Origin of the sequence: Kribbella sp. NPDC003505, assembly GCF_040610875.1 — a bacterium.
In the GTDB taxonomy this organism is placed as follows: Bacteria; Actinomycetota; Actinomycetes; order Propionibacteriales; family Kribbellaceae; genus Kribbella.
Window position 1 is genome coordinate 254,990 of the sequence record NZ_JBEXNA010000012.1, and the last position, 25,635, is coordinate 280,624.

Consider the following 25,635-nt stretch of genomic DNA (forward strand, 5'->3'; position numbering starts at 1 on the left):
TCTCCTCCGTGACGCGCGCCCAATCTAGTCGGTTCCAGGTCCCCGCGGGCGGCCCGTTGCCTACTCGTTGCGAGGCCGGGGGTGGTGATCACACGCCTACTGCGCGGCACTCGGCACGGCGTGTGATCGCCACCCCCAGCCTAGCTGCGGCGGTAACCGACGAAGGAGAAGCCGTCGTGCGTCTCGCGGGCGGTCTCGGTCCAGTCGGCCTGAGTAATCTCCGGGAACGTGACGTCGCCGTCGGGTGACTGGTCGACCTCGGTGAGTTCGAGAGCGTCGGCGTGCGGGAGGGCTTGGCGGTAGATCTCGCCGCCGCCGGCGACGTACAGCGTGCCGTCGTACTTCAAGGCGTCGTCGACGGAGTGGGCCACCTCGACGCCCTCGGCGGACCAGTCGCGCCGGCGGGTGACGACGACGGTACGGCGGCCCGGGAGCGGGCGGCCGATCGAGTCGTAGGTCTTGCGGCCCATGACGAGGGTGTGACCGAGGGTGAGCTGCTTGAACCGCTGCAGGTCTTCCCGGATCCGCCAGGGCAGGTCGTTGTCCCGGCCGATCACACCGTTCCGTCCGACCGCGGCGATCAGGATGATGGTCATACGGCGATCGGGGCCTTGATCCCCGGGTGCGGGTCGTAGCCGATCAGCTCGACGTCGGCGATCTCGTAGCCGTCGATCGAGTCCCGCTTCGCCAGCTGGAGGGTCGGCAGCGGCCGCGGCTCGCGGGTGAGCTGCAGGCGGGCCTGGTCCAGGTGGTTCAGGTACAGGTGGGCGTCGCCCAGCGTGTGCACGAAGTCGCCGGCCTCGAGACCGGTCTGCTGCGCGACCATGTGGGTGAGCAGCGCGTACGACGCGATGTTGAACGGCACGCCCAGGAAGATGTCGGCCGACCGCTGGTACAGCTGGCAGGACAGCCGGCCGTCCGCGACGTAGAACTGGAACATGGTGTGACACGGCGGCAACGCCATGTCGTCCACGTCGGCCACGTTCCACGCGTTCACGATGTGCCGGCGCGAGTCCGGGTTGTTCCGGATCGACGCGATCACGTTCGCGATCTGGTCGACGTGCCGTCCGTCCGGCGTCGGCCAGGACCGCCACTGGTAGCCGTACACCGGGCCGAGCTCACCGTTCCCGTCGGCCCACTCGTCCCAGATCGAGATGTTGTTCTCGTGCAGCCACTTGACGTTCGTCGAGCCGCTGAGGAACCAGATCAGCTCCCCGATCACCGACCGCAGATGCAGCTTCTTCGTGGTCACCGCCGGGAAGCCGTCCCGCAGGTCGTACCGCGACTGGTACCCGAACACGCTCAACGTGCCCGTCCCGGTCCGGTCCCCCTTCTCGGTCCCGTTGTCCAGCACGTGCCTCAACAGATCCAGGTACTGCTGCATGCCGCCAACTTACAGCCCTGGCAGACTCGCGGCGTGGAACAGGTGCTGACGCTCGTGGTGCGCGTCGAGAAACAGGCCCGGCCGGCGCAGACCGATGCGCTGGAGACGGCGGCGCGGGCCGTGCTCGCGATCCTGGCCGACGAGCGGTCGTACGGCGAGGGGGAGTGGGCGGACGCGATGGCCGCCTGGCAGGACAACCGCATCCGCAAGATCGCCAAGCGAGCCCGCGGCGCCGAGTGGCGCCGGGCCGAGGCGCTGCCGGGGATCACGCTGCACGGCTACGGCACAGGCGCAGAGGAGTCGGCTGTGGCGGCCGAGGTGCGGGTGTTTCCGCCGTCGGGTGTGGACGACGTACCGCCCGACCTGTTCAAGCTCCAGGTGTCCGGCACCGACTTCGAGGACACCGCGGATCTTCCGCCGGTCAGGCCCGGCGTACCGGTGCTGTGGGTGAATCCGGCACTGGAGATGTCGAGTGGGAAGGCGATGGCGCAGGTCGGTCATGCTGCCCAACTCGCCTGGTGGGCGTTGCCGGCGCAGGCGCGGAAGGAGTGGGCGGCAACCGACTTCGAGCTTGCCGTTCGGACGGCGACTCCGGAGCACTGGCGAACGCTGCTCGCCGGCAACCTCCCGGTGGTGCAGGACGCCGGCTTCACCGAGATCGCCCCCGGTTCCCGCACCGTCATCGCCGACCACCCGCAGCTCCGGCGATAGCCCTTCTACCGGACGACGCGGTAGTGCAGGTGGGTGACGCGGTCGCCCTGGACCACGCGAGGGTTGTCCAGCAGGACTTGCGGGCCCACGTAGTCGCCGAAGAACTTGATGCCGCTGCCGAAGACGACCGGGGCGACGTTGTAGGCGATCTCGTCGACGAGCCCGGCCGCCAGCGCCTGGCCGGTGAGGTTTCCGCCGGTGACCGCCACGTCGTGGTCGCCGGCGTGTTCCTTGGCGCGGGCGATCGCCTCCTCGATGCCGTTGACGAACGTGAACGGTGCGTCGGGGAACGGCCATCCGGCCGGCGGCTGGTGGGTGACGACGAAGACGTGGTCACCCACCGAGGGCACGCCGTCCCACCCGTTGGTGATGTCGAACAGCCGCCGCCCGATCACGCAGGACCGTACGTTCGGCCAGGTGGAGTTGATGTAGTCCGCGCTCGCCCGGCTGAGGTGGAAGGGCCGTCCGGGGTCGGTCCCGTACACCTCGACCGGCCCGTTGCCGTACCAGTCGAACAGCGGCCCGACCGCGTCCTCGGTGTCCGCGACGAAGCCGTCCAGCGAGACGACGGCCGTAGCGATGACGCTGCCCATCACCTCACCACCCGGTACGTGAGGTGCTGCGCGGCCGGCGTCGACACGGCCTCGATCAGCTCCAGCGCGTACGCCGGTGCGCTCTCGGCCGGGAACAGCCGGGTCCCACCACCGAGCACGACGGGTGCCAGGTGCAACCGCAGGACGTCGGCCAGCCCATCCGCGAGCACCTCGTGGCAGATCTGCCCGCCGCCCATCACGTACACGTCCTTGCCGCCGGCAACCTCCTTGCCCTGGGCGACCGCCGCGGCCGGGCTGCCGACGAAACGGAACCGGTCGCCCAGCCGGGGACTGGCCGGCGGTGTGTGCGTGACGACGAAGACCGGCGGGTTGACCTCGCCGGTCGGCTTCGCGCCGTACCCCATCTCGTCGCTCCACCCGTCCGGGGCGTCGATGACGTCGAAGAGGTTCCGGCCCTGGACGACCGCTCCGCTCGCGTCGAAGGCGGCGTCGAGGACGGCGCGGTCCGCGTCGGTGCCGTGGAAGACCCAGTCGTGCAGGGCCTCGCCGCCGTCGCCGAGCCCGTTGCCGACGCCGGCGTTGGGCCCGGTGACGTAGCCGTCCAGCGACACCGAGATGTCGACGACGACCTGGCTCATGTCAGCCCTCCTTCGCGACCAGCTCGGCCAGGCGGTCCATCGAGTCCTCGATGCCGTTGGCCATGCCGTACTCGATCGACTGGTCGCGGGCCTCGACCGACGGGAACACCGACCGCTGGTGCAGCCGGACGCCCTTCTCGGTCGGCTCCAGCGTCATCTTCTCGATGCACACCTCGCCCGGCGCGCCCTCCCACTCGAACGTCTGGATGACGAGCCTGTCCGGCTCGACGGTGTGGAAGACGCCGCGGAAGGCGTACTCACCGGACTCGTCCTTGTGGATGTAGCGGTACTTGCCGCCGGTGCGGACGTCGTACTCCTCGATGGTCGCTTCCAGGTTGCGCGGGCCGAGCCACTGGGCGACCAGGTCGCGGTCGGACATCACCCGGAACAGTTGCGCGGGCGTGGCGGCGAACTCGCGGGTGACCTCGACGAACGGGGTGCCGGCCGGGGTGTTGATCGTGGTGCCGTTCATGGTTACTGCTCCTTGTCCAGTAGTGCTTCCATCCGGCGGAAGCGGCGTTCGGTCTCGAGCCGGTACTCGTCGATCCAGCTCGTCAGTGCTTCGAGGGCGGCCGGCACCAGGTGGCACGGGCGGCGCTGGCCGTCCCGGGTCCGGGTGATCAGCCCGGCGGCCTCGAGCACCTGGATGTGCCGCGACACCGCCTGCTTGGTGATCGGGAACGGGTCGGCCAGCTCGTTCACCGTGGCCGGTCCGCGCGACAGCCGCGCGATCATCGCCCGTCGCACCGGGTCCGCCAGCGCCGCGAACGCCCGGTCGAGCTGATCGTCGTCAACCATCATCTTTATCAACCATTTCCTTGATCAACTGATGCGTTGAATATAGACAGAGGCCGACGCGACCGTCAACCCGTCGACTTGAGCAACTTTGGTTGACAACCTGGAGATGTCAACCTAGGTTGCTTAGATGACCGAGTTGGTGGATCCCGAGGACCCTGCGGCCGGCCTGGCCGCGGTGGTGGCGCTGCGCCGGCTGGCCGACCGGCTGGAGGACAGCCAGGTGGAGCGCGCGATGCGGGCCGGCTGGAGCTGGTCCGACGTGGCCGAGGTGCTGGGGGTCACCCGGCAGGCCGTGCACAAGAAACACGCCCGGCGGCTGGTGGCCGCCGGTGTCGCCCTGAGGAGGCGCTGATGCCGTCCGACGTTCGTTCGATCCTGGTCCGGTCCGCGCGCGACGAGGCGCGCCGCGACGGCTCCCGCACCATCGAGGCCGAGCATGTCCTGCTCGCGCTCGCACGCCTCGACGAGACCGCGGCCGCGCGGCTGCTCGCCGAGGCCGGGCTGACCGAAGGCGCGATCCGCGACGCGCTGAACCGCGAGTGGGAGCAGAGCCTGGCGGTCGCCGGGATCGCCGTCCGGACCGGTTCGTTGCCCGAGGCAACGCCGGATCCGGATCGGCATCCGCAGATCGGCGAGTCCACGAAGCTGCTGCTGAAGCGCGCGATGGACGCACCGCCGAAGATCGGTGGCGGCGGCATGGGACCGATGCGGATGCTGGTCGGCATCCTCGACGCCGAGCGCGGCCGCGTGGCCCGCGCCTTCGCCGCGGCCGGCGTCGACCGCGCCGCCCTCCGCGCCCGCGCCGGCGCCGCGCTGGCCGCCGGCACTCGCTGATCCGGCGCGGGTTAGACCGTCTCGAAGGCCGCCATCATGGCCATGTCCTCGTGTTCGAGGTTGTGGCAGTGGATCAGGTACTTGCCCTTGTGGGCCGTGAACCTGACGAGCACCTCGACGACCTCGGCCGGGCGGATGTCGACGGTGTCCTTCCAGCCGCGGTCGTACGCCGAGATCTTGCCGCCGCCGCGGCTGAGGACCTGGAACGGGGCGAGGTGGACGTGCACCGGATGATGGACATCGGTGACGAACGACCAGATCTCGTCCTGGTCCAGCTTCACCTGCGCCTGCATCACCGCCGGATCGAAACCCTTCCCGTTGATCGTCCAGCCGCGGTGGTCACCCGCGCTCCCGCGCCGGAACCGCCACTCGCGCCGTACGACGCCCTTCGGCCGCGGAGCGTTGGCGTACGACGAGAGCGTCGCCGGGATCCTCGTGTCGTCCGGCGCCTTGCGCGCGATCTTGAAGCGCAGCACGTTCGCGTCGTTGTCGAGCTTGTTGACGACCGTGACCTCGTCGCCCGGCTGGTACTGCGAGAAGTCCACGATCACGTCGAACCGCTCGGCCGGCGCGATCACCAGCGTCTGGTGCTCGACCGGCCTGTCGAGCAGTCCGCCGTCGCTGCCGATCTGCACGAACGTCGCCGGGCCCTTGTCGGCGGCGAGCTCGTACCGGCGGGCGTTGCTCGCGTTCAGAATGCGGAAGCGGTACCGGACCGCGTCCACCTCGTGCACCGGCCACGGCGCGCCGTTCACCAGCGTGACGTCGGCGACGACACCTTCCATGTACGCCGACTCGACGCCGGGGCCGTCCTTTGCGGCCGGGTACAGGAACGATCCGTCGGCGTCGAACGCGCGGTCCGCGATCACCAGCGGGATCTCCCGATCGCCCCTCGGCAGTGGAAGATTCTCCTCCTCGTCGTCGCGGATGACGTGCAGGCCGAACAGGCCGCGATACACCTGCGGTGCGGTGTAGTCCATCGTGTGGTCGTGGTACCAGAGCGTCGCGGCGCGCTGCGTGTTCGGGTACGTGTAGGTGCGCTTGCCCATCGCCATGTCGCCGCCGGACATGTGGTGGCCGCCGTGCTGCCCGTTCGCGGGCATGATCAGGTCGAGAGGCCAGCCGTCGCTCGGCGCGGGCGTGTGGCCGCCGTGCAGATGCACCACGGTGGACACGTCCAGCTCGTTGACCTGCTCGACCACGGTGGTCCGTCCGCTTCGTACGTCGAAGGTGGGGCCGGGGAACAGGCCGTCGTACCCCATCACCTCGGTCTTGAGGCCGGGCAGGATCTCCAGGCTCGCCTTGCGCTGGACGACCCGGTAGTAGTCGGCCTTCGCGTCCGACCGGGCCGGCTTCTTGACCGGTGGGACCGGCAGCGGCACCTGGAACGGAGCGGGGAGTTTTGCCTTGCTGCGCAGGAGTTCGCCGGCCTGCGCGGGCTTGGCCTCCTGGCCGCAAGCGGTGAGAACCACGGCGCCACCGGTGGCGGCCAGAAGTCCTCGGCGGGAAAGCCTCATCGTTTCGCCTCCTGGCGGCTCAGACGTGCGGTGCGGCGGAACGACCAGGCGGTCATCCAGCAGACGGCGCCGACGATCGCGGTGCCGAGCGGGACGTGGACGGCGAAGTTCTGCAGGTAGCCGAAGGTGAGCTGGACGAACTCGGCGACGACCAGCAGCACGGACATCAGGGCCGGCCAGATCCGGCCGCCGCTGCCGATCGCGTAGCAGACGGCGGCGACCGTCTGGAGCAGCGCGATCATCCAGATGGTGCCGCCGATCACGCTGTGCACGTTCGTCATCGCGTCGACGTTGCCGGCCAGGAAGTACCCGGCCGCGATCGGCTGCGCGATCACGAGCACGGTGTGCAGAAGCAGGGTGACGCGCAGCACCTGCAGGCTGACGCGCGGCCGTCGTACCTTGATGGCCGGCTGGGGCTCGAGGGTGATCATGCGGCGACCGCCTGACGCCTGCCGACCCGGAGGGCGAAGGCGACCGAGACCACGACCAGCGCGATGCCCAGGGGGACGTGGATCGCCAGTTGGCGGCTGTACCCCATCGCGATCTGGACGACCTCGCCGGCCCCGATCAGCAGACTCACCGCCGGCGCGATCCGGTCGCCGCCCGTCCGCCACCAGATCGTTGCCAGCAGCAACTGCGCGAGCCCGAGGAAGGCCAGCGCCAGGCCGATCGGTTCGTGCAGGCGCAGGCCGGACGGCGAGCCGTTCAGGTACACGCCCGCGAACACCGGTTGCAGGCAGATCGCCAGCGCATGCACCCCGGCCGTCACGCGAAGCGCGTTCAACACCTTCATGTAGACAGACAATAGTAGCCTGGCTACATGTAGAGCAATCAGGTATTACCCCGAGGGGTCAGGTGAGGTGTCCCAGGGGTGCGACGGTGATGCCGGCCCGCTCGCAGACCCAGTGCGGGTCGGGGCCCAGCTCGGGCTCGATGCGGAGCTCGTGGTCATGCAGGTCGTCGCAGGCCGTGCAGCGCGGCCAGCGGACGCCGGAGTCGACCAGGCGGTCCTGGACATCCTGCGCCACCAGGCCCGCGATGTGCTCGGCGCCGTCGGGCCACTGGTCCAGCCACCACTGACGACCGGCGACGGCGTCCTCGAGCAAGGACACCATCACCGCGTCGTCGAAGCCGCGCGCGGCGAGGTCGTGGAGCACCATCGCCCGCGCGGTCAGCAACACCCCTGGCTCGTTCATCGCCCTTCAGAGTGCCAGACACGTCCGACAAAACCACGCCGCCGCCTGTCCGCATTTGGCTGGCTGACCAGCCAAATGCGGGGTTCGTCACTCCTGTTCAGGGTGGAGAACCCCAAAGCTCGGTGGTCAGCCAGGCAAATGGGGGTGGGCGGTCAGCGGGCAGGGGTGGGGCAGGTGGGGGCGGGGTCGATGCGGTTGGCGAGGCGGACCTCGCGTTCGGCGGCGGCCCGCAGTACGGCGCTGATCCGGGTCCGGATCGCGAAGACGCGGCGCGGCGTTGGCTCGTCGTAGGGCTGCTGGGGAGCGTTCGGGAGCGCGGACTGCGTGAGGCTGCGCGCGTTCTCGACGGCGGTGTTGCCGGCAATGAAGTACGTCATGGTTCTGCTCCCTCCCGAGAGCGTGGTTGATCGACCCGGGAACCGGACGGTTCCTGGGGGGTGTGTGGTTGTCAGTGCCTGTTAGGGCTTGGGCGCGGGTCCGCTGCTGGAGCGGACGATCAGCTGCGTCGGCATCAGCAGCTGGCGCTCGGTCGAGGCCGGGTCGAGCAGGATGCGGCCGACCGCGCGCCCCTTGTCCTTGATCGGCTGGCGGACCGTCGTCAGCCCGGCGGCCGCGGCGGCCGGGATGTCGTCGAATCCCGCCAGGGTCAGATCGCGACCCGGGGTCAGCCCCCGGACCTTCATCGCCTCCAGTGCGCCGAGCGCCTGCACGTCACTCAGCCCGACGATCGCCGTCGGCCGGTCCTGGGAGTCGAGCACGAACTCCGCGCCCTTCAGGCCGGACGCGAACGCGTTGTGCCCGCCGGAGACGATCCGCAGCCGGGCGTCCGGCATCGCCTTCTGCAGGCCCTGGATCCGCAGCTCGCAGTCGGTGTACCCGACCTCGTCGAGCGTCAGCTCCACCGGCCGGCCCCCGGCCGCCTGCGCGTTGTCGACCAGGACGACGACCTCCCGGTGACCGAGCCGGGCCAGGTGCTCGCCCAGTTGCGCGGCCGCCTCGACCTCGTCGATCGCGACCCAGGACAGGTCCGGGTGGTCGCCCCGGTCGGTCGACACCGCCGGGATCCCGCGGTTGGCGAGGATCTCCAGCGCCGGGTGTCCGCCCGGCACGCAGAAGATCGCCGCCGCGTCGATCGCGGCCTGCTGGACGGCGTTGCTGCCGCCGGCGATGTCGGTCGAGCTGAGCGGCATCAGCAGCAGGCTGGTGGCGAACTCCTCGGCGACCTCCGCGAGCCCGGCCAGGAAGCCGACTGCGTACGGGTCCGAGAAGGCGTAGGCCAGCTTGTCCGTGAACAGCACCCCGACGGCGCCCGCCTTCCCGCTGCGCAGCGCGCGGGCCGACGCGTCCGGTCCGGCGTACCCGAGCTCCTGGGCGGTGGCCAGGATCCGCTCGCGCAGCGCCGTGGAGAGCTGGTCGGGCTTGTTGTAGGCGTTCGAGACGGTCGACGGCGAGACGCCCACGGCCTTCGCCACGGTCTTCAGCGTCACTCCCGCCACCTCGATCACCTCATCTGTATCGTTCTTCTAAATCGTTCTAGAAAAACGATACAGATGGTCGTGCGCGAGTGCAACCGCAATATGGGAGATGATGGCGCGCATGGGTTCGTTGCTGGAGATCATCGCGTTGCATCCGGCGGACGCGGAGGCGGCGCAGGAGGGCGGGGCGGACCGGCTGGAGCTGTGCGCCTCGATGGAGGCGGACGGGTTGTGCCCGTCAGTGTCGACGGTCAGCGCGATCCGCCGGGTCACCGATCTGCCGCTGCGGGTGATGCTGCGGCTGGAGAATTCGTTCACCGCCAGCGGCGGTGATCTGAACCGGCTGACCGCGATGGCGCAGTCCTTCCTGGCCGCGGGTGCGGACGGCTTCGTGCTCGGGTTCCTGACGCCGGACAACCAGGTGGACGTCGAGTCGGTATCCGCGCTGGTCGGCACGTTCGCCGGGACGCCGTGGACGTTCCACCGCGCGATCGACGCGGTCCTGGATCAGCAGCAAGCCTGGCGTGCACTGCGCACGCTGCCCGGTCTGGACTGCGTGCTGACGGCCGGCTCGTCGATCGGTGTCAGCCACGGTCTGGACGACCTGTGCAAGCTGGCGAAGGAGGACGCCGCGGTGGCGGGCGTGATGATGGCAGGCGGCGGCCTGCAGCCCGAACACGTGCCCTGGCTGTACCAGAGCGGCGTCCGCCGGTTCCACGTCGGTACGTCGGTCCGCCAGGACGGCTCGTGGACGAAGGCGTACGTGAACTCCCGGTTCGTGCGCTCGTGGCGCACGCTGCTCGACGCGCAGGACGCGCGCGAATGATCCTCATCGACCCGCCCGCCTGGCCGGCCTGGAACCGGATCTGGTCGCACCTGGTGAGCGACGAGTCCCACGAGGAACTGCACGCGTTCGCGAAGGCCAACGGCATCCCGGAACGCGGCTTCGACCGCGACCACTACGACGTACCCAGCGACCGGTACGACGACCTGGTCGCCGCCGGTGCCGTACCGGTGTCCAGCCGCGAGCTGGTCAGCCGGTTGATCGCGTCGGGGCTGCGGCATCGCAAACGGCCCCCGACCGGATAGGTCAGGGGCCGTTTGTTCAGTCGAGCAGCTCGGTGACGGTGCCGGCGGCGACCGTGTGGCCGCCCTCGCGGACCGCGAAGCCGAGGCCGACGTTCATCGCGACCGGCTTCTCCAGCTCCACGCCGAGCTCGATCGTGTCGCCGGGCATCACCAGGGCGATCTCACCCAGGTCGATCCCGCCGGACACGTCCGTGGTCCGGAAGTAGAACTGCGGCCGGTAGTCCGCGGCGAACGGGGTGTGCCGGCCACCTTCGGCGGTGGACAGCGCGTGCAGGTTCGCCCGGAACCTCCGGTGCGGCCGGACACTGCCCGGCAGCGCCACCACCTGGCCGCGACGGACTTCGTCGCGCTTCACGCCGCGCAGCAGCACCGCCGCGTTGTCGCCCGCGTCCGCGGACTCCAGCGACTTGCCGAACGTCTCCATCCCGATCGCGGTGCTGGTGATCGTCGGACCGAGCCCGACCACCTCGACCGCGTCGCCGAGCTTCAGCGAACCGCGCTCGACGGCACCGGTGACCACGGTGCCGCGGCCGCTGATGGTGAGCACGTTCTCGATCGGCATCAGGAACGGCTCGCCGAGCTCACGGTCCGGCACCGGCACGTAGGTGTCGACCGCGTCCAGCAGCTCGCCGATCGCGGCGGTCCACTGCGGGTCGCCTTCCAGCGCCTTCAGTCCGGACACGCGGACGACCGGTACGTCGTCGCCGGGGAAGCCGTACTCCGAGAGGAGCTCACGGACCTCCAGCTCGACCAGGTCGAGCAGCTCCGGGTCGTCGACGGTGTCGGCCTTGTTCAGCGCGACGACCAGGTACGGTACGCCGACCCGGCGCGCGAGCAGCACGTGCTCCCGCGTCTGCGGCATGGCGCCGTCCTGCGCGGACACGACCAGGATCGCGGCGTCCACCTGGGCGGCGCCGGTGATCATGTTCTTGACGTAGTCGGCGTGCCCGGGCATGTCGACGTGCGCGTAGTGCCGGGTCGCGGTCTCGTACTCGACGTGCGAGATGTTGATCGTGATCCCGCGCTGCATCTCCTCCGGCGCACGGTCGATGCCGTCGAAGGCGACGAAGCGGTTCACACTCGGGTCGCGCTCCGCGAGCACCTTGGTGATCGCGGCGGTCAGCGTGGTCTTGCCGTGGTCGACGTGACCCATCGTCCCGATGTTGAGGTGCGGCTTGGTCCGCACGAACTGGCTCTTGGCCATGAGAAATCCTTTGTCTGTCAGAAGGTTCGGTGTGAGCCAGGACCCTCCGGCAAGCCCTCACAGCGCTGTCACCGCGTGGAGGGGGCCGGTTCGGGCCACCCTCCTCCGCGGGTCCTGCCGGGCAGGAGGAGGGTCAGCTTCGAGCGCCGGTGCAATCGACTGACAGAGCCCACGTGGGAGCGCCCGTCAGGCCGGTGCCTGACAGGTCGGACTCGAAAACCACGCGGAACATGCGGATCACGGTAGATGTCAACAGTGCCGGGAGCAACGGAATTCCCGGGCCCTCAGTTGAGCGCGAACAGCCGGGTTCCGTCGGAGAAGACCGGGCGGGCGGCGGCCACTGTGACGGCCGGCCTGTTGCAAGTGACTTCCTCGGACTTGGCCACCGGCTGCGTGTTCGGGCTGGGCAGGATCGGTCGCGGCTGGACGCCGGTGCTGCCGATCATCACGGGGGAGCAGCTGCCGTTCGGCTGCGGCATCAGCGTCACCACGCGCCCGTCCGGCAGCAGTGCGAACCCGTTCCGCGGGTACTCCGGCTGCTGCAGCCGCGGCGGCACCTGCAGCAGGTGGTGCCACTGCGGTGTCCCGTCGGCAGGACTCGACGACGACACGTCGTACGTCTGCGGTTGCCCGGGGTCGTTCCCGGTCCGGCAGGTGATGAGCACCAGTGCGGCATGCGTCGCGGCCAGCTGCGCGTCGCAGGACGAGGAGCCGAGCCGTGGGCGCGGGGTGCCCGGCACCGGCGTGGTCCAGATCAGGTGGCCTTCGCTGATGTCGACCGACCACTGGTACAGGGTGCCGCCGGCGGCGCCGGTCCAGATCAGGCCGGACACCTCACGAGTGTCCGGTACGGCGACCAGGTCGCCGACCCACGTCGACGGGTCCAGCTCCGAGCTCAGGTCGATTCGTGCGCCCAGGTCGACCTCCCAGCGCTGTGCGCCGGTCTTGATGTCGAGGCCGCGGACGACGGCGCCGTTGCCCGCACACGCGTCGACGACGACTGCCTGGTCGCCGACCAGCGCGCCCTGGGTGACGGTGCAGCGCACCTGCGCCCGCCAGTGTGTCGGGCTGCTGACGCCGTGCGCGACCACGTAGTTGTCTTCAGCCACGAGCAGCTGGTCGGCGTCGACGGCCAGCGCGGTCCCGTCGGTGTCGACCTCGGTCAGCACCTGTCCGCTGACCGCGTTCAGCACGGCGTACGTCGGCAGCTTGATGCCCGCAGGAGCGCGGTTGTCCGAGCGCGGGAGGTGCGCCACGACCGTGCGTCCGTCGGCGGACACCACCAGGCCCTTGGCGCCACTGGACGCGGCGTCCTGGACGTCGGCCCGGGAGTACCGCCACCTGATCTGACCTGTGGCCGCGTCGGACATGACCACGCCGTCCGGCCGCAGTTCCGCGACGCCGCCCGCCGTACCGGTGATGGCGCCGGTCGCCGGGACCTCACGGCTCCACGCCAGCGTCCCATCGAGCTGGACCGGCAGCTGGGTCGGCTGCGCGGTCGTGGTCGTGCTGACGGTGTTGGCCGTCTCCAGCCGGGCTTGGACGAACGGCTCGCCCGCCGAGACGACGACCCACGCCAGCAGCGCGCCACACACGGCGGTGGCGCCGATACCCAGCCAGCGCGGAGGAGCCTGGGCGTACGGCGGGGCGAGCCGCAGCCGTCGTGCCAGCGCCAGCAAGGCGCCGGCGAGCACCAGCGCGACCGAGGCGATCAGGAGGTACGGCCAGCGCTCGGACATGGCTGCACCGGGCTGGGCGACCGGCCAGCGCCACCAGCACACGCCGACGGCGATGAGCCCGACAGCCGCGAAGACGATCGCCGGAACGGTCATCAGGCGCTGCTGCGACCTCCGGAACCACGCACAGGCCAGGGCGGTCGCCACCGCCGTACCGGCGATCGGGGCCCACACCGGGAAGCCGCTGATATCGGCCGGGTCGGCGGGCCACTTGGCGGCGGCGCCGAGGCCGCGGCCCAGCAGGACCGAGGACGCGACGACCGCTCCGAGGGCCGCACCGAAGTAGACGACCGGGATGAGCCCGCCGATCGGCCGGGCCGCCTTAGGGCCCAGGGAGGCGACCTCCCGGGTCAGGTTCTCCCTGGCCGGCCGTTCCCATTCCTCGTGGCCCTTGGCGGTCGCGTACAGCCGGGTCTCGCTCAGACTCTGCAGGAACGACATCCGGCCGCGGGCGAAGTCCCGGTCGGCGATGTGGCCGTACTCCTGCCGGATCCCGGCGGCGTACTCGTCGTACCGCGCGGCCGGCAGGCTCAGAACCCGCAGATCGGCATCGCAGAGCACGGCGCCGTTGCGGTCGTCCGCCGCGCAGTCGTGCTTCGCAGTCAGCCGGACCAGGCGGCCGATCTCCTCGACCCGCGCGGCCTCGACGCCGTACGCCGCCAGCTCGAGCTCGGCCAGCTGCGCCGAGACCTCCTCGTTCTCGCCGGGGTCGGCCTGCGGGTCGTAGATGGCGTCGTGGAACCAAGCCGCCAGCCGCACCGTGTCCGCGTCGTCGGCGTACCCGGCCAGCTCGTCGATGGTCTGCAGGACCTCGGTGAGGTGCTGCTGGTCGTGATAGTGGCGATGTTGCTCTGCGTAACGAGCCAGCAGGTCGTCGCCCAACGGCTGCGCGTGCGGCAGCAGGCGATTCCACTGGTCGCGCAGGTCCATGGCCAAGGAGTCTGGCACCGGTAGGGAGCCGTCGCCGACCGATCCGGCGTTCCCGGATCGGTCCGTGGCCAAAGCGATATCGGCTCGTCACCTGACCGCTCCGGCAGCTGCGCTCCGCAACGAATTGCACCCGTAGAATTGCGGCGCAGATCACACTCCGGCGCAGCCTCCGGGCCTCGCGGACGACCCCGGCTACGCGCAGTCACTAGCGCAGCGCGACGACGATGTTCCGGCCGGAGGTGAGGACGAGGTTGCCGACGGCGCGGGGGTCGCGGCTGCAGGTGATGCCGGTGGGGAGGGGGACCTGGCGGAAACCGGCGCGGCTGATCACGTTGGCGACGCAGGCGGTGGTGCCGCGGGCCAGTGAGACGACTCGGCCGTCCGCGGTGACTGTGACCTTGTTGCGCGGGTTCACCGGTGCCAGGGTCTGCCAGGCGGTCAGGCCGGTGTTCGCGTCGATGGCGGTGACGATCGTCCGCCGGCTCACCGTGGTGCTCGGGCCGGGGCAGTCGATGACGATCAGGTACTTTCCGGCCGCATTGAGCAGCGTGCGGCAGGCCCAGGTCTTCGGCACCTCCCAGCGCCACCGGATGTCGCCGGTGCGTGGCTCGATCGCGGTCAGCGCTGCCGGTACGTCGGAGTCGCCCCCGGGCTCGGCCACCACGATCAGGCCCGCGACCACGACCGGGCGGCGGTAGGTGTCCGCCGAGGTCTTGGTCCACAGTTTCTTGCCCGACTGGACGTCCAGGGCGGTCATCTCGTCCGGCCGGTCGTCGCAGGTGTAGCTGACGAAGGTGATCACGGTCTCGGCCGTGGCGATGGCGCCCATGTCGGTGCAGTCGCCGGAGTCGTACGTCCAGCGCTCGTGACCACTGGGGTCGACGCCGTGCAGCTTGCCCGAGCGTTCACCGACCAGGAGCGGTTGCGCCTGCAGCACGAAGCGATCCCGGGTCCGGCCGGGCCACGCCGCCTTGCGGTGACCGGTGTTCGCGTCGAGCAGCAGGTAGCCGACGTCGGCGAACTGGGCGAGCACGTACTCGCCGTTGCCGGTGGCCGCGATCACGGGCTTCTCGTCGGAGTCGGAGCGGCTGTAGCGCCAGCGCAGCGCACCGGTGGCCGCGTCGAGCATCTCGACCACGCCGTTCGGGCGCGGGATCGCGACGCCGTACCGGGTGCCGATCGCCTCCTCCGCTCCGGTGCCCGCGACGGAGTCGCTGACCCACGCGACGCCGCCGTCGAGCACCGACGGGCTGGCCTTCCCGGCCTCGCGCGCGGCGCCCTCGATCCGCTCGTTCGACCGCAGGACGTACCCGCGGGACAGCGGCTGGACGATCAGCAACAGGACGAGAGCGACTGTTCCGGGTACGGCGATCCAGGCGAGCTGCTGACCGAGGTTGCGGGCCGGCAGGAAGCGGGCGGTCCGCGTGCGGAGCAGCGAGGCCACGAGGGCAGCCGCGCCGGCGCCGAGCAGCAGGATCAGTGCGGAGATCAGCAACGGGACGCGCAGACCCACGCCGACGGCCGGGTTGGTGCGGGGCGCTTGGGCCCAGGCGATGAGCAGTCCGGTGACGGCAACCGCCAGTACGGCGCCTGCGATGAGACGGGCGCGCTGACTGGCGCTACGGGCGCAGCGGAAGAGGACTGGCGCGCTGAAGAACGAGAGGACAGCCAGAGCGACCGTCGGCCAGCCGGCCTCGTCTTGTGCGGCCGGGGTCTGCCAGGACGCGCCCGACGCCGCAATGGCGACAACCGCGGCAGCAATCGCGGTGAAGGTGGCGGTCGCGGTCAGGGCTGCTTGTTGCCAGCCACGCCACGGGGCCGGAAGCTCGCTGTCCAGCTCGGCGAGCTCTGCTTCGAGGTTGACCCGGGCGACCGGGCTGAGACGTTGGCGCGCCAGCTGGGTCCGGTACAGATGGCCGCCGAGCAGTTCACGGACCTCGTCGTACCTGTGCTCCAGCGCGGCCTTCCGGTCGCCGGCGTCGCGTCGTACCTCGGCTGTGTGAACGGCGTACCGGCTGGGGTCGGAGGCAAGGACGGCGTTGACGGCATCCAGCAGTACGTCGCCGTTCGCGTCGCGGCGCGGCGGCGCGTAGGAGTCCGGCGGCGGTGCGGCGAGGTCGCCGGTCAGCCGGATCAGCCGGGCGACCTCGGCGATCCGGACAGGAGGTACGCCGTACTGCGGCAGCAGCTGCTCGGCGAGCCGGGCCGAGGCCTCGGCGTCCTCGTCCGGGGTGCCCCCCGGCTCGTGGACCGCCCGGTGGAACCAGGCCGCGAGGCGGACGCTGGTGGGGTCCGTGGACAGCTGGATGAGCGAGTCCAGCGCGGTGAGGACGATGCCGAGGTAGTGGTCGCGGTAGGCGCGACGGGTGCGCTCGACGTACCGCGCGACCAGGTCGTCGGCCAGCGAGGCAGACCCGGGCACCAAGTCGTCCCACCGCGCCCGGAGCTCCACCACTGCTTCAGTCTGCCAGCCGCACTTCTACAACCGTCCCACGATCACCCCACCGCGAGCTTGCGGTTGCTTACTGCTTCGCCGACAGGATGCCTGTGAGCAGGCCGGGGTAGAGGGCCTCGAGGTCTTCGCGGCGCAGGATGCTGATCCGCCGGGTGCCGTCGGTGTGAGTGGACAGGACGCCTGCCTCGCGCAGGATCTTGAGGTGGTGGGCCCGCGTGGACGCGGTCACCGGCAGCTCGATCTCGCCGCAGCAGACGCCGGCCGGGTTGTCGGCGAGCGCGCGGACGATGGTCAGCCGGACGGGCTCGCCCAACGCCTGGAGAACCGCCTCGACGCGGATCTCGTCCCGCCCCGGCTGCGGGAGAACTTTCGTGGCCATGGCTCAATAGTACGACGCCTGTCGAAGTTCGATGAACTTCGTAGTACGATGCTCGTCGAACTACTGAACCTCGTCCCCCGGAAGGTCTTCGATGTCCGCACGGATCTACCTGCTGGGCGCCGGTGCATTCGCGGTCGGCACCAGCGCGTACGTCGTCTCCGGTGTCCTGCCCGACGTCAGCTCGGAGCTGCACGTCTCGCTCACCGCCGCGGGTCAGCTCGCCACCGCGTTCTCGCTCTCGTACGCGATCGGCGCCCCGATCCTGTCCACACTGACCGGTCGGTGGGAGCGTCGTACCCTGCTGATCGCCGCACTGGTCCTGGCCGCGCTCGGCAACCTGATCGCCGCGGTGGCCGCCGACTACCCGGTCCTGATCGCCGGCCGGGTCGTGGCCGCGCTGGGCGCCGCCCTGTACACACCGGCCGCCACACTGTTCGCCACCAGCCTGATGCCGCCTGAGGAACGCGGCAGGGCAGTGGCCATCGTCTTCGGCGGTCTCACCTTCGCACTGGTCCTCGGCGTGCCCGCCGGGACACTGCTGGGCCCGACGCTCGGTTACAAGGGCGTCTTCGCACTCATCACCGCGGTCGCCGTACTGGTCGCCATCGCCGAGCGTGGCGCGCTCCCGAAGGTCGACGCTCCGCCTGTGGTCAGCCTGCGCGAGCGCTTCGCCGGCGTGACCGACCGGCGTGTGCAGGTCGTCCTGGCCATCACGGTGCTCGCCGTGCTCGCAGCGTTCAGCGTGTACATCTACATCGTGCCGCTGCTCAAGCACACCGCCGGACTGACCGGCAACGTCACCGGCCTCCTCCTGCTGCTGTACGGCGTGGGCGCGGTGATCGGGAACTTCCTCGGCGGACGGATCACGGACCGGTTCGGCAGCCTCCGCACGCTGGTCGTCCTGATGGCCGGCATCACGGCCGTCCTCGCCACACTGGACCTGACGCTCACGACCGAGGTCGGCGCCGGAGTGGCCCTCGTGGTGTGGGGCATGCTGACCTGGGCGTTCAACCCACCGATCCAGAATCTGCTGATGGAGCTCGGCGGCGGACTCCTCATCTCACTGAACGCGTCCGCGATCTACCTGGGCGCCGGACTGTCGGCCGTTGTCGGCGGACTGGTCATCCAGACCGTCGGAGTCGGCTACCTCCCCGTGCTGGCCGCAGCGCTGTCGCTTGTGGTGCTCGGCCTGGTCTACGTGCTGTGGCGTGACCCGTCTCTGCAGCGCGTCGAGGAGCTCGAGCGTGACGAGGACATCTACGTGACGGCTACGGCTGACTGAGAACTGCAGGCAGGTCCTCGCTGTGCAGGACGACCAGTGAGGTGACCGCGCGAGTCAGACACACGTAGAGGCGGCGGAGCCCGGTCCGCTCGTCGGCTTCACCAGCCACGATGCCGGCCGGCTCCACCAGCACCACATGGTCGAACTCGAGACCCTTGGCGAGTGAGGCCGGTACGACGTCCAGGTGGGCCTCGACGTCGTCCTCGTCGCCCAGCACCGAGAACGGGATGCCCTGCAGCGCCTTGCGGGCCGCGGGGACCAGCGCGTCCGGGACGATCAGCCCGATCGAGCCGAGACGCTCCGACACCTCGCGGACGGTGGTCACCGCGGCGGCCAGGCTGTCGGGCACGCGAGTGATGGTCAGCTCACCGCGTGCCCGTCGTACGGCCGTCGGCGGTTTCAGGTGCGGGGCGATCGTCGGGAGCAGGCGGGCGGCGTACTCGATCACCTGACCCGGGACACGGAAGCCCGCGGTCAGCTCCTCGGTGTGGGCGCTGGTCTTGCCCAAGTGCTTCAGCGCCTCGTCCCACGACGGCGTGGCCCACGGCGTGGTGCCCTGTGCGATGTCGCCGAGGACCGTCATCGAGCCGGTCGAGCAACGCCGCCCGACGGCCCGCAGCTGCATCGCGGACAGGTCCTGCGCCTCGTCCAGCACGACATGCCCGAGCGACGGCGTACGGTCGACCAGGTCGGCGATCTCGTCGATCAGCGTGGCATCTGCGACGGACCACTTGGCCGCGCCCGCGAACCGCGGCACCTTGTCCCAGATCAGCAGCGCCTGCTCTTCCGCGGTGAGGATGCCGTCGGCGTGCCGGGCCAGGAGCTCAGGGTCGGTAAAGAGACGGAAGAGCAGCTTCGCCGGGTCCACAGCCGGCCAGAGCGCATCGGCGTACTGCTTGACCGGGCGGCTGCGGGCCACCGAATCCTGCACGCGGTCGTCGGGGGAGTCGCCCGCCGCCTCCATCCGCAGCAGGACAGCGTGCGCCAGGCGCTGCGGCAGCATTGCACGGCCGGCGCCGTACCGGATGCCGCGGCTGCGTAGCTCGGTGACGAGCTCCTCGGCCTGGTACGCCGCCACACGCCAGCGGTGCGCCCCGCGGGGCACCACGAGCGACTCCTCGGGCAGCTTGACGTGGGACCAGACAGCCCGGTGCAGCACCTCGGCCATCCGCGCATCGCCCTTGAGTACGTCGACCAACGCCGGCCCGGGCCCCGCCACCTTCACGCGCGCGACCATCTCCTCGACGGTCGTCTGCTTCGCCTCGATCTCACCGAGAGCGGGGAGGACGTCGCCGATGTAGCGCAGGAAGCTCGCGTTCGGACCGACGACGAGGACACCGGCCCGGCTGAGCTGGTCACGGTACGCATAGAGCAGGTACGCCGCTCTGTGCAGCCCGACCGCGGTCTTACCGGTACCGGGGGCGCCCTGGACACAGATGGTGTCGTCGACGCCGGCGCGGACGATCACGTCCTGCTCGGGCTGGATGGTGGCCACGATGTCGCGCATCGGGCCGGACCGCGGGCGCTCGATCTCCGCGTCGAGGATGTCGCTGTGCTGGTCGTCCTGACCGCCCGCGGTGAGGTCCTCGTCCTCGAAGGCGGTCATCTCGCCATGCGTGAAGCCGAACCGCCGACGGATCCCCACGCCCATCGGCTCGGTCTTGCTGGCCCGGTAGAACGGCACCGAGATGTCGGCCCGCCAGTCCACCACCAGCGGCTCGCCCAGCGCGTCGTTTACGTGCCGGCGGCCGATGTGGAACGTCTCGTCGGTCGGCTCGAGGTAGTCCAGCCGGCCGAAGAACAGGGGTACGTCAGGGTCGTCCTCCAGCTCCTTCATCCGCTGGAAGATGGCGGCCTGCAGGAACTCCTGGTTCACCCGGTCCGCGCTGTGGATCTCCAGTGCGCCGGTCTTCTCCCGCATCTGCGCCAGGGCCGCCCGGGAGGTCTTCAGGTAGTCCTTCTCGGCCTGGAGAGTGTCGGACGTGTCTGAGGGCATGCTGAAACCTCCGGCGAGTGTGGGGAGCCCAGCTACGTTACTTGAGCACTCTGCGCGGCGGAACTGAATTACGGGTCCGTGGGCTGTCTGCGCGCAGACCGCGCCGCAACAGCAACGGCAGGCTGACTGCCAGCAGGACCAGCGCGACGAGGCCGTCCAGCCAGTAGTGATTGGCGGTCACGACGACGACGCCGAACGTGATGATCGGGTGCAGCAGCCAGAGCCAGCGCCAGCGCGACCGGGTGATCAGGATCATCGACAGCGCGATCAGGGCGGCCCAGCCGACGTGCAGGCTCGGCATGGCGGCGAACTGGTTCACCGCTCCGCCGGTGTGGTCCGGTCCGTAGACGGACTGACCGAACCGCAGCCCGGTGTCGACGAAGCCCGGCATCATCCGCGGCGGCGCCAGCGGGAACGCGATGTGACCGATCAGTGCCAGTCCGGTCAGCGACACCATCGTCCAGCGGACATGTGAGTACGCCTGCGGCCGCCAGATGCTCAGCCAGAGCAGTACGGCGGCCGTCAGCGGCGCGTGCACGCTGGCGTAGTACAGGTTGGCGCCCTGGATCAGGTGCGGGAGCTGGAGGGCCCAGTGCTGGACCGCGGCCTCGTTCGGCAAGTGCAGCCAGTTCTGGAACGACAACACTTCGTGGGCGTGATCGAACGCCGACCCGGAGTGCCGGGCAGCGAGCTGCCGGCCGGCGCTGTAGACGAGAAAGAGGGTGGCCAGCAGGACTGCTTCCCGGACCACTCTCCAAAAGACCTTCTGCTGTTGTTCCCTGCCCTGCCCCACCCGCTCCAGCGCTTGTATCCCCATACCGTTCGACGGTACTCGCCGTACCCTCAGGATGTGCCCAGGCCGGTCCCTGATGTTGCCCTGGGCAACCCCTGAGCGGTCAGCCCTTCACGGCGCCGGTCAGCACCCCCTTCGCGAAATGCCGCTGCAGGAACGGGTAGATCACCAGGATCGGCACGATCGAGACGACCAGGATCGCCATCTGGATCGATGCCTGCGGCGGCAGCAGTTCGGCGCCGAGCTCCGCGCTGCCGAGCTGCGTGTCGTTGATGACGTAGGTCCGCAGGACCAGCTGCAACGGCCACAGCCTGGAGTCGTTCAGGTACAGCAACGCGGAGAAGAACGCATTCCAGTACGCCACCGCGTAGAACAGGCCGATCACCGACAGCACCGCCTTGGACAGCGGCAGCACGATGTACGAGAACGTCTTCAGCTCACCCGCGCCGTCGATCCGTGCGCTCTCGGTGATCTCGTTCGGCAGGTTCATGAAGAACGCCCGCAGAACGACCACGTTGAACGCGCTGATCATCGTCGGCACGATCAGCGCCCAGATGCTGTCCAGCAGCCCGACACCCTTCACCGTCAGGTACAGCGGGATGATGCCGGGGGAGAACAGCATGCTGAACAGCACGACCAGCAGGATCGGCCGGCCCGCCACGAAGCCGGGCCGCGACAGCGCGTAGGCCAGCAGACACGACACCGTCAGACTGAGCAGCGTGCCGACGATCGTCACGAAGATGCTGACGAACAGTGCCCGCGTCACCACGCCGCCGGCGAACAACGACTCGTACGCCGCGAAGTTGATCGACTTCGGCAGCAGCACCAGACCGCCGGACTCGTTGATCTGCTTGTTCGGCGCCACGCTGGTCGAGATCACGCCGACGAACGGAATGATCACGACCGCGCAGAAGACCAGCAGCACCAGGCCCTTGAAGGCCCGCATCGGCCAGCCCGGCATCGGGACGCCCTGGACGATTTTCCGGCTCATTTCTGATACACCCCCTGCTCGCCGAAGATGTGGGCGACCTTGTTCGCGGTCAGTACGAGCACCACGCCGACGATGCCCTTGACCAGCCCGACCGCCGCCGCGACGCCCCAGGCGCCGCCCAGTACGCCGTTGTTGTAGACGTAGGTGTCGAGCACCTCGCTGACGTCGCGGCCGACCGCCTGCTGCTGGAGGATGATCTGCTCGAAGCCGACGGTGAGCGAGTCACCGAGCCGCAGGATGAACAGCAGGATGATGATCCCCCGCAGGCCCGGCAGCGTCACGTGCCAGAGCTGCTTCATCCGGCTCGCGCCGTCCACGCTGGCCGCCTCGTACAGCTGCGAGTCGATCTGGGACAGCGCCGCCAGGAACAGGATGGTCGCCCATCCGGTGTCCTTCCAGATGATCTGCGACGTCAGCAGCACGTGGAACAGCTCGGAGTTCCCGATGATGTCGATCGTCGACAGGTCGTGGGACCGCAGGTAGTTGTTCAGCAGGCCGCTGCCGCCGAGCATCTGCTGGAACAGCGCGACCACGATCACCCAGGACATGAAGTGCGGCAGGTACAGGATGCTCTGTGCGATCCGCTTGATCCGCTCCGAGAACAGCGAGTTCAGCAGCAGCGCGAGCAGGATCGGCGCCGGGAACACGAAGACCGACTGCAGGCTGGTGAGGATCAGCGTGTTCTTCAGCGCCCGCAGGAACGCCGGGTCGCCGTTGAAGATCACACTGAAGTTCGCCCAGCCCGACCAGTCGCTGCCGCCGATCCCGAGGAACGGCTGGTAGTCCTTGAACGCGATCACGTTGCCCAGCAGCGGCACGTAGTGGAACGCGACGATCAGCGCGACACCGGGCAGCGCGAACAGCAACAGCACACGGTCCCGCAGCAGCCGCCGGCCGAGGCTCAGGCGCTGCTGCGGGTGCTTGGCGGATCTCTGCAGCATTACTTCCCTGCCGTGTCGGCGTGCGCCTGCTCGAGCTCGGTGCGGATCTTGTCGCCGCCCGAGGACTTCCAGGTCTGCACCGCGGCGGCCCAGTCCGAGACCGGCTTCTTGCCCTGCACGATCTGGCTCTCCAGGTCGTCCAGCGTCTTCTTCAGCTGGGCCTGCTTCTTCGACGCCGTGTCGGAGTACAGCCCGTACGACGCGTCGTACACGAGCCGCTTCGCGATCTTCTCCTGGATCGCGTGCTGCTTCTGCGGCACGTCCGGCTTGCCGGCCCAGTACAGCGCCAGCGTCGAGTCGCTGACGTACTGCAGGCCGATCCCGGTCTCCACGGTGCCGACCTTGGTGGGAACCGGGTCGGTGCCCTTGAGCGTGTAGTGCCGGCCCGCGACGCCGTACTTGCGGAACAGGTACTCCTCGGTGCCGAACGGCGCCGCCATCCAGTTCGCGATCTTCAGCAGCGTCTCGGGTGTGTGCTTGCTGTCCTTGTTGAACGACGTGACGTTGTTCAGCGCCGCACCCATCCACGGCGCGCCGTCGCCGCCGTCGAAGCCGGGGACGTCGAGCATGTTCACCGCGAACGCGTCACCGGCGGTGTTGTCGTTGTAGTACTGGTTCCAGGCCACGAAGCTGTCGTAGTCGAACGCGGCGATCCCGCCGTTGAACCACTGCTTGCGGGCGCTGGCCTTGTCGTTGAAGGCGTCCGGGTTCACCACGCCGGCGGCGACCATCTTGCGGCCGGCCTCGAGGGCCTGCTCCTGCGCCTCGTGCTCGTACATCGAGGTGAACTTGCCGCCCTCCTCCTTCCAGACGTTCGGGATCGCCAGCATCATCCGGATCGTCGACATCGGCACCCGGGTCCAGGCCCACTTGTTCTGCTTGGCCGCGGTCAGCTCCTTGGCCAGGTCGAAGAACTCCTGGAAGTTCTTCGGCGCCGGGTCCTTGATGCCCTTCGCCTCGAGCAGGTCCGCGCGGTACAGCGCGAGCGAGGTCCGGGACATTCCGCGCGGCACCGGGACGCCGTAGATCGCGCCGTTGAAGACGCAGCCCTTCCAGAACTCGGTCGGGATGTTCGCCAGGAACGGGTACTTCTTGATCGCGTCGCCCGACAGGTGCTCGGTCAGGTCCATGCACTTCGACTTCACCAGACCGGGGATCTGCGGGGTGTCGGGCGGAATGTTCAGGATGTCCGGCAGGTCGCCGCCCGCGATCCGGGTCGCGAACTTGTCCTTGTACTCGTCGTTGGACGCCATGCTGATCTGCAGCTCGGAGCCGAGCCGCTTGTTCAGCTCCTGCCAGAACTGGTTCTTGTCGGCGGCCGGGGGAATCGCGCCGGGGATGTTCGTCATGAACGTGATCGGCTTGCCGTCACCAGGAGCCTCGGCAATCGCCCTCACCGGGTTCGCCGGGTACTTCAGGAAACCGTCCAGCACTACGTCGGTGCCGGGCAGGTCCGGCGTGATCTCGCCGTACTTCGTGTACGTCGGCAGCTTCACCGCCGCGTTCGCCGCGGCGGTGTTCTTCTTGTCGGACGCGCACCCCGCCAGCAGCGGCGTACCCGTGACCGCGACAGCGGCGGCGGCCAGACCGCCGCCGAGGAATGTTCTTCTGCTGACCGGCATGAGGCCTCACTTCCATCGGAGGCCCACACCATGACATAGTACGTCCTATGTCATCAAGAGTCGGCGCTTCGGAAATCTTCGATCCGGCGGGCAGCGGGTATCACACGTTCCGCATCCCGGCGGTGCTCGCGCACGGCTCGGTGCTGCTCGCGTTCTGCGAGGGCCGCCTGCACGGCTCGGGTGACGCCGGTGAGATCGAGGTCGTGCTGCGCCGGTCGCTCGACGGCGGGCTCTCGTGGTTGCCGTTGCAGGTGGTGTCGGCGGAGCCCGGCAAGACGTGCGGCAACCCGGTGCCGCTGGTCGATCCCGCGTCGGGCGACATCGTGCTGGTCACCGTGCAGAACGGCGCTGCCGCGGTCGAGATGTCGCTTGCCCGAGGCATCGATGCTGTCGACGGCCGGCGGGTCTTCGTGCAACGATCCGCGGACGACGGCGCGACCTGGAGTCCGGCCGTGGAGATCACGTCCCAGGTGAAGCCGGGCGACTGGGGCTGGTACGCGACCGGTCCGTGTCACGGCATCACGCTGCGCTCCGGGCGTCTCGTCGTACCGGCGAACCATTCGTTCGTGCCGGACCGGCCGGTGGACGACCTGATCCGGCTGAACGGCGGGCACTGCATCTACAGCGACGACGGCGGTGTCACGTGGTCGGTCGGATTCGTCGACCGCAACGACGGCGCCGAGATCAACGCCAACGAGACCACCGTCGCCGAGTTGCCTGACGGCCGGTTGTACTTCAACGCGCGCAATCACCAGGGCACCGGACCGGCCCGGGTGCACGCGTGGTCGTCGGACGGCGGTCAGACGCTCGACGCGCCGTACGCCGGGATTCCCGAGATCACCGCACCCGGGATCCAGGGCAGCGTGCTGTGCCTGCCCGACGGGCGGTTGCTGCTGTCCACGCCGGTGCACCCGGACAGCCGTCGCGAGCTGACCGTCTTCGTGAGTTCGGACGACGGCGCGTCCTGGAAGCCGGCGCTGGTCGTGCACGAAGGTATGGCCGGCTACTCCGATCTGGTGCTGCTCCCCGATGGTTCGGCCGGAATCTTCTACGAGGCCGGTGAGACCTCGTCGTTCGCGACCTTGCGCTTCACACCATTCGTCCTTTGAG

General features: G+C 69.5%; 28 protein-coding genes. 7 read left to right on the forward strand and 21 right to left on the reverse strand.

Features of this window, described 5'->3' with window-relative positions; translation table 11 throughout:
* Positions 1–140 precede the first annotated feature (140 nt).
* Together ABZX12_RS34290 and ABZX12_RS34295 are read right to left on the reverse strand one after the other, a co-directional pair.
* Entirely contained in the window at positions 141–596 is a 456-nt protein-coding gene (locus ABZX12_RS34290; RefSeq protein WP_355699588.1) for a dihydrofolate reductase, read from the reverse strand.
* Positions 593–1,384, reverse strand: a complete 792-nt coding sequence (locus ABZX12_RS34295) for a thymidylate synthase (RefSeq protein ID WP_355699589.1) — start codon at positions 1,382–1,384, stop codon at positions 593–595. The genes ABZX12_RS34290 and ABZX12_RS34295 overlap by 4 nt, the downstream gene beginning before the upstream one ends.
* Positions 1,385–1,417: 33 nt before the next feature.
* On the opposite strand from ABZX12_RS34295, the gene ABZX12_RS34300 reads away from it, so the two are divergent.
* Entirely contained in the window at positions 1,418–2,095 is a 678-nt protein-coding gene (locus ABZX12_RS34300) for a peptidyl-tRNA hydrolase (protein WP_355699590.1), read from the forward strand.
* A 5-nt stretch (positions 2,096–2,100) separates the two neighbouring features.
* On the opposite strand, the gene ABZX12_RS34305 is transcribed toward ABZX12_RS34300, so the two are convergent.
* Genes ABZX12_RS34305 through ABZX12_RS34320 form a run of 4 tightly spaced genes read right to left on the reverse strand, consistent with a single transcriptional unit; the run spans position 2,101 to position 4,088 of the window.
* Positions 2,101–2,688: a dihydrofolate reductase family protein gene (locus tag ABZX12_RS34305; RefSeq protein ID WP_355699591.1), complete on the reverse strand. Its 588-nt coding sequence runs from the start codon at positions 2,686–2,688 to the stop codon at positions 2,101–2,103.
* Positions 2,688–3,287, reverse strand: coding sequence for a dihydrofolate reductase family protein (locus tag ABZX12_RS34310; protein WP_355699592.1), 600 nt, complete (start codon positions 3,285–3,287; stop codon positions 2,688–2,690). Before ABZX12_RS34310 ends, ABZX12_RS34305 begins: the two co-directional genes overlap by 1 nt.
* A gap of 1 nt (position 3,288) precedes the next feature.
* Positions 3,289–3,759 carry an SRPBCC domain-containing protein gene (locus tag ABZX12_RS34315; protein WP_355699593.1) on the reverse strand — a complete coding sequence of 157 codons (471 nt, stop codon included), beginning with the start codon at positions 3,757–3,759 and terminating at the stop codon, positions 3,289–3,291.
* 2 nt (positions 3,760–3,761) lie between these two features.
* On the reverse strand, positions 3,762–4,088 hold the full coding sequence (locus ABZX12_RS34320) for a metalloregulator ArsR/SmtB family transcription factor (protein ID WP_355482873.1): 327 nt from the start codon (positions 4,086–4,088) through the stop codon (positions 3,762–3,764).
* 124 nt (positions 4,089–4,212) lie between these two features.
* On the opposite strand from ABZX12_RS34320, the gene ABZX12_RS34325 reads away from it, so the two are divergent.
* Both ABZX12_RS34325 and ABZX12_RS34330 read left to right on the forward strand, forming a co-directional pair.
* Positions 4,213–4,437 (forward strand): hypothetical protein, encoded by a 225-nt coding sequence (locus ABZX12_RS34325; RefSeq protein WP_355699594.1) that lies wholly within the window; start codon positions 4,213–4,215, stop codon positions 4,435–4,437.
* Complete coding sequence (locus tag ABZX12_RS34330) at positions 4,437–4,919, forward strand: Clp protease N-terminal domain-containing protein (protein WP_355699595.1); 483 nt, start codon at positions 4,437–4,439, stop codon at positions 4,917–4,919. The genes ABZX12_RS34325 and ABZX12_RS34330 overlap by 1 nt, the downstream gene beginning before the upstream one ends.
* Positions 4,920–4,930: 11 nt before the next feature.
* Here ABZX12_RS34330 and ABZX12_RS34335 read toward each other — a convergent pair whose 3' ends face one another.
* The 6 genes from ABZX12_RS34335 to ABZX12_RS34360 all read right to left on the reverse strand — a co-directional run bounded on the left by ABZX12_RS34335 (position 4,931) and on the right by ABZX12_RS34360 (position 9,128).
* Complete coding sequence (locus tag ABZX12_RS34335; RefSeq protein WP_355699596.1) at positions 4,931–6,436, reverse strand: multicopper oxidase domain-containing protein; 1,506 nt, start codon at positions 6,434–6,436, stop codon at positions 4,931–4,933.
* Positions 6,433–6,867: a hypothetical protein gene (locus ABZX12_RS34340; RefSeq protein WP_355699597.1), complete on the reverse strand. Its 435-nt coding sequence runs from the start codon at positions 6,865–6,867 to the stop codon at positions 6,433–6,435. Before ABZX12_RS34340 ends, ABZX12_RS34335 begins: the two co-directional genes overlap by 4 nt.
* Positions 6,864–7,229, reverse strand: coding sequence for a hypothetical protein (locus ABZX12_RS34345; RefSeq protein ID WP_355699598.1), 366 nt, complete (start codon positions 7,227–7,229; stop codon positions 6,864–6,866). The genes ABZX12_RS34340 and ABZX12_RS34345 overlap by 4 nt, the downstream gene beginning before the upstream one ends.
* Positions 7,230–7,287: 58 nt before the next feature.
* Positions 7,288–7,632 carry a hypothetical protein gene (locus ABZX12_RS34350; RefSeq protein WP_355482883.1) on the reverse strand — a complete coding sequence of 115 codons (345 nt, stop codon included), beginning with the start codon at positions 7,630–7,632 and terminating at the stop codon, positions 7,288–7,290.
* A gap of 152 nt (positions 7,633–7,784) precedes the next feature.
* The gene (locus ABZX12_RS34355) at positions 7,785–8,009 is read right to left on the reverse strand and encodes a hypothetical protein (RefSeq protein ID WP_355699599.1); all 225 of its coding nucleotides are present in this window, start codon (positions 8,007–8,009) and stop codon (positions 7,785–7,787) included.
* Positions 8,010–8,090: 81 nt separating this feature from the next.
* A complete protein-coding gene (locus ABZX12_RS34360; protein WP_355699600.1) occupies positions 8,091–9,128 on the reverse strand; it encodes a LacI family DNA-binding transcriptional regulator in 1,038 nt (345 codons plus the stop codon).
* Between the two features lie 100 nt (positions 9,129–9,228).
* On the opposite strand from ABZX12_RS34360, the gene ABZX12_RS34365 reads away from it, so the two are divergent.
* Both ABZX12_RS34365 and ABZX12_RS34370 read left to right on the forward strand, forming a co-directional pair.
* On the forward strand, positions 9,229–9,933 hold the full coding sequence (locus tag ABZX12_RS34365) for a copper homeostasis protein CutC (protein WP_355699601.1): 705 nt from the start codon (positions 9,229–9,231) through the stop codon (positions 9,931–9,933).
* Positions 9,930–10,196 carry a DUF4031 domain-containing protein gene (locus ABZX12_RS34370; RefSeq protein WP_355699602.1) on the forward strand — a complete coding sequence of 89 codons (267 nt, stop codon included), beginning with the start codon at positions 9,930–9,932 and terminating at the stop codon, positions 10,194–10,196. Before ABZX12_RS34365 ends, ABZX12_RS34370 begins: the two co-directional genes overlap by 4 nt.
* Positions 10,197–10,212: 16 nt before the next feature.
* Here the strand turns inward: ABZX12_RS34370 and tuf are convergent, their stop codons facing one another.
* The 4 genes from tuf to ABZX12_RS34390 form a co-directional block, all read right to left on the reverse strand.
* Complete coding sequence (gene tuf / locus ABZX12_RS34375; protein WP_355699603.1) at positions 10,213–11,400, reverse strand: elongation factor Tu; 1,188 nt, start codon at positions 11,398–11,400, stop codon at positions 10,213–10,215.
* Between the two features lie 284 nt (positions 11,401–11,684).
* Positions 11,685–14,066 (reverse strand): PQQ-binding-like beta-propeller repeat protein, encoded by a 2,382-nt coding sequence (locus tag ABZX12_RS34380; protein WP_355699604.1) that lies wholly within the window; start codon positions 14,064–14,066, stop codon positions 11,685–11,687.
* A 205-nt stretch (positions 14,067–14,271) separates the two neighbouring features.
* Complete coding sequence (locus tag ABZX12_RS34385) at positions 14,272–16,521, reverse strand: PQQ-binding-like beta-propeller repeat protein (protein ID WP_355699605.1); 2,250 nt, start codon at positions 16,519–16,521, stop codon at positions 14,272–14,274.
* A 67-nt stretch (positions 16,522–16,588) separates the two neighbouring features.
* Positions 16,589–16,900, reverse strand: coding sequence for a metalloregulator ArsR/SmtB family transcription factor (locus tag ABZX12_RS34390; RefSeq protein ID WP_355699606.1), 312 nt, complete (start codon positions 16,898–16,900; stop codon positions 16,589–16,591).
* 91 nt (positions 16,901–16,991) lie between these two features.
* Between ABZX12_RS34390 and ABZX12_RS34395 the strand changes: the two genes are divergently transcribed.
* Positions 16,992–18,182, forward strand: a complete 1,191-nt coding sequence (locus tag ABZX12_RS34395) for an MFS transporter (protein WP_355699607.1) — start codon at positions 16,992–16,994, stop codon at positions 18,180–18,182.
* Here the strand turns inward: ABZX12_RS34395 and ABZX12_RS34400 are convergent.
* The 5 genes from ABZX12_RS34400 to ABZX12_RS34420 form a co-directional block, all read right to left on the reverse strand.
* The gene (locus ABZX12_RS34400) at positions 18,169–20,178 is read right to left on the reverse strand and encodes an AAA family ATPase (RefSeq protein ID WP_355699608.1); all 2,010 of its coding nucleotides are present in this window, start codon (positions 20,176–20,178) and stop codon (positions 18,169–18,171) included. The genes ABZX12_RS34395 and ABZX12_RS34400 overlap by 14 nt on opposite strands.
* Before the next feature lie 37 nt (positions 20,179–20,215).
* On the reverse strand, positions 20,216–20,995 hold the full coding sequence (locus ABZX12_RS34405; RefSeq protein WP_355699609.1) for a phosphatase PAP2 family protein: 780 nt from the start codon (positions 20,993–20,995) through the stop codon (positions 20,216–20,218).
* A gap of 79 nt (positions 20,996–21,074) precedes the next feature.
* A complete protein-coding gene (locus tag ABZX12_RS34410; RefSeq protein WP_355699610.1) occupies positions 21,075–21,962 on the reverse strand; it encodes a carbohydrate ABC transporter permease in 888 nt (295 codons plus the stop codon).
* The gene (locus ABZX12_RS34415) at positions 21,959–22,903 is read right to left on the reverse strand and encodes an ABC transporter permease subunit (protein WP_355699611.1); all 945 of its coding nucleotides are present in this window, start codon (positions 22,901–22,903) and stop codon (positions 21,959–21,961) included. Before ABZX12_RS34415 ends, ABZX12_RS34410 begins: the two co-directional genes overlap by 4 nt.
* Positions 22,903–24,525 (reverse strand): extracellular solute-binding protein, encoded by a 1,623-nt coding sequence (locus ABZX12_RS34420; protein WP_355699612.1) that lies wholly within the window; start codon positions 24,523–24,525, stop codon positions 22,903–22,905. The genes ABZX12_RS34415 and ABZX12_RS34420 overlap by 1 nt, the downstream gene beginning before the upstream one ends.
* Before the next feature lie 47 nt (positions 24,526–24,572).
* Between ABZX12_RS34420 and ABZX12_RS34425 the strand changes: the two genes are divergently transcribed.
* Positions 24,573–25,634: a sialidase family protein gene (locus ABZX12_RS34425; protein WP_355699613.1), complete on the forward strand. Its 1,062-nt coding sequence runs from the start codon at positions 24,573–24,575 to the stop codon at positions 25,632–25,634.
* Position 25,635 lies beyond the last annotated feature (1 nt).

Excerpts from the sequence above, each read along its gene's own strand:
- ABZX12_RS34290 (WP_355699588.1), bottom strand. The coding sequence starts at position 596 with ATGACCATCATCCTGATCGCCGCGGTCGGACGGAACGGTGTGATCGGC.
- ABZX12_RS34295 (WP_355699589.1), bottom strand. The coding sequence starts at position 1,384 with ATGCAGCAGTACCTGGATCTGTTGAGGCACGTGCTGGACAACGGGACC.
- ABZX12_RS34305 (WP_355699591.1), bottom strand. The coding sequence starts at position 2,688 with ATGGGCAGCGTCATCGCTACGGCCGTCGTCTCGCTGGACGGCTTCGTC.
- ABZX12_RS34310 (WP_355699592.1), bottom strand. The coding sequence starts at position 3,287 with ATGAGCCAGGTCGTCGTCGACATCTCGGTGTCGCTGGACGGCTACGTC.
- ABZX12_RS34315 (WP_355699593.1), bottom strand. The coding sequence starts at position 3,759 with ATGAACGGCACCACGATCAACACCCCGGCCGGCACCCCGTTCGTCGAG.
- ABZX12_RS34320 (WP_355482873.1), bottom strand. The coding sequence starts at position 4,088 with ATGATGGTTGACGACGATCAGCTCGACCGGGCGTTCGCGGCGCTGGCG.
- ABZX12_RS34325 (WP_355699594.1), top strand. The coding sequence starts at position 4,213 with ATGACCGAGTTGGTGGATCCCGAGGACCCTGCGGCCGGCCTGGCCGCG.
- ABZX12_RS34330 (WP_355699595.1), top strand. The coding sequence starts at position 4,437 with ATGCCGTCCGACGTTCGTTCGATCCTGGTCCGGTCCGCGCGCGACGAG.
- ABZX12_RS34335 (WP_355699596.1), bottom strand. The coding sequence starts at position 6,436 with ATGAGGCTTTCCCGCCGAGGACTTCTGGCCGCCACCGGTGGCGCCGTG.
- ABZX12_RS34340 (WP_355699597.1), bottom strand. The coding sequence starts at position 6,867 with ATGATCACCCTCGAGCCCCAGCCGGCCATCAAGGTACGACGGCCGCGC.
- ABZX12_RS34345 (WP_355699598.1), bottom strand. The coding sequence starts at position 7,229 with ATGAAGGTGTTGAACGCGCTTCGCGTGACGGCCGGGGTGCATGCGCTG.
- ABZX12_RS34350 (WP_355482883.1), bottom strand. The coding sequence starts at position 7,632 with ATGAACGAGCCAGGGGTGTTGCTGACCGCGCGGGCGATGGTGCTCCAC.
- ABZX12_RS34355 (WP_355699599.1), bottom strand. The coding sequence starts at position 8,009 with ATGACGTACTTCATTGCCGGCAACACCGCCGTCGAGAACGCGCGCAGC.
- ABZX12_RS34365 (WP_355699601.1), top strand. The coding sequence starts at position 9,229 with ATGGGTTCGTTGCTGGAGATCATCGCGTTGCATCCGGCGGACGCGGAG.
- ABZX12_RS34370 (WP_355699602.1), top strand. The coding sequence starts at position 9,930 with ATGATCCTCATCGACCCGCCCGCCTGGCCGGCCTGGAACCGGATCTGG.
- tuf (WP_355699603.1), bottom strand. The coding sequence starts at position 11,400 with ATGGCCAAGAGCCAGTTCGTGCGGACCAAGCCGCACCTCAACATCGGG.
- ABZX12_RS34380 (WP_355699604.1), bottom strand. The coding sequence starts at position 14,066 with ATGGACCTGCGCGACCAGTGGAATCGCCTGCTGCCGCACGCGCAGCCG.
- ABZX12_RS34390 (WP_355699606.1), bottom strand. The coding sequence starts at position 16,900 with ATGGCCACGAAAGTTCTCCCGCAGCCGGGGCGGGACGAGATCCGCGTC.
- ABZX12_RS34395 (WP_355699607.1), top strand. The coding sequence starts at position 16,992 with ATGTCCGCACGGATCTACCTGCTGGGCGCCGGTGCATTCGCGGTCGGC.
- ABZX12_RS34400 (WP_355699608.1), bottom strand. The coding sequence starts at position 20,178 with ATGCCCTCAGACACGTCCGACACTCTCCAGGCCGAGAAGGACTACCTG.
- ABZX12_RS34405 (WP_355699609.1), bottom strand. The coding sequence starts at position 20,995 with ATGGGGATACAAGCGCTGGAGCGGGTGGGGCAGGGCAGGGAACAACAG.
- ABZX12_RS34410 (WP_355699610.1), bottom strand. The coding sequence starts at position 21,962 with ATGAGCCGGAAAATCGTCCAGGGCGTCCCGATGCCGGGCTGGCCGATG.
- ABZX12_RS34415 (WP_355699611.1), bottom strand. The coding sequence starts at position 22,903 with ATGCTGCAGAGATCCGCCAAGCACCCGCAGCAGCGCCTGAGCCTCGGC.
- ABZX12_RS34420 (WP_355699612.1), bottom strand. The coding sequence starts at position 24,525 with ATGCCGGTCAGCAGAAGAACATTCCTCGGCGGCGGTCTGGCCGCCGCC.
- ABZX12_RS34425 (WP_355699613.1), top strand. The coding sequence starts at position 24,573 with ATGTCATCAAGAGTCGGCGCTTCGGAAATCTTCGATCCGGCGGGCAGC.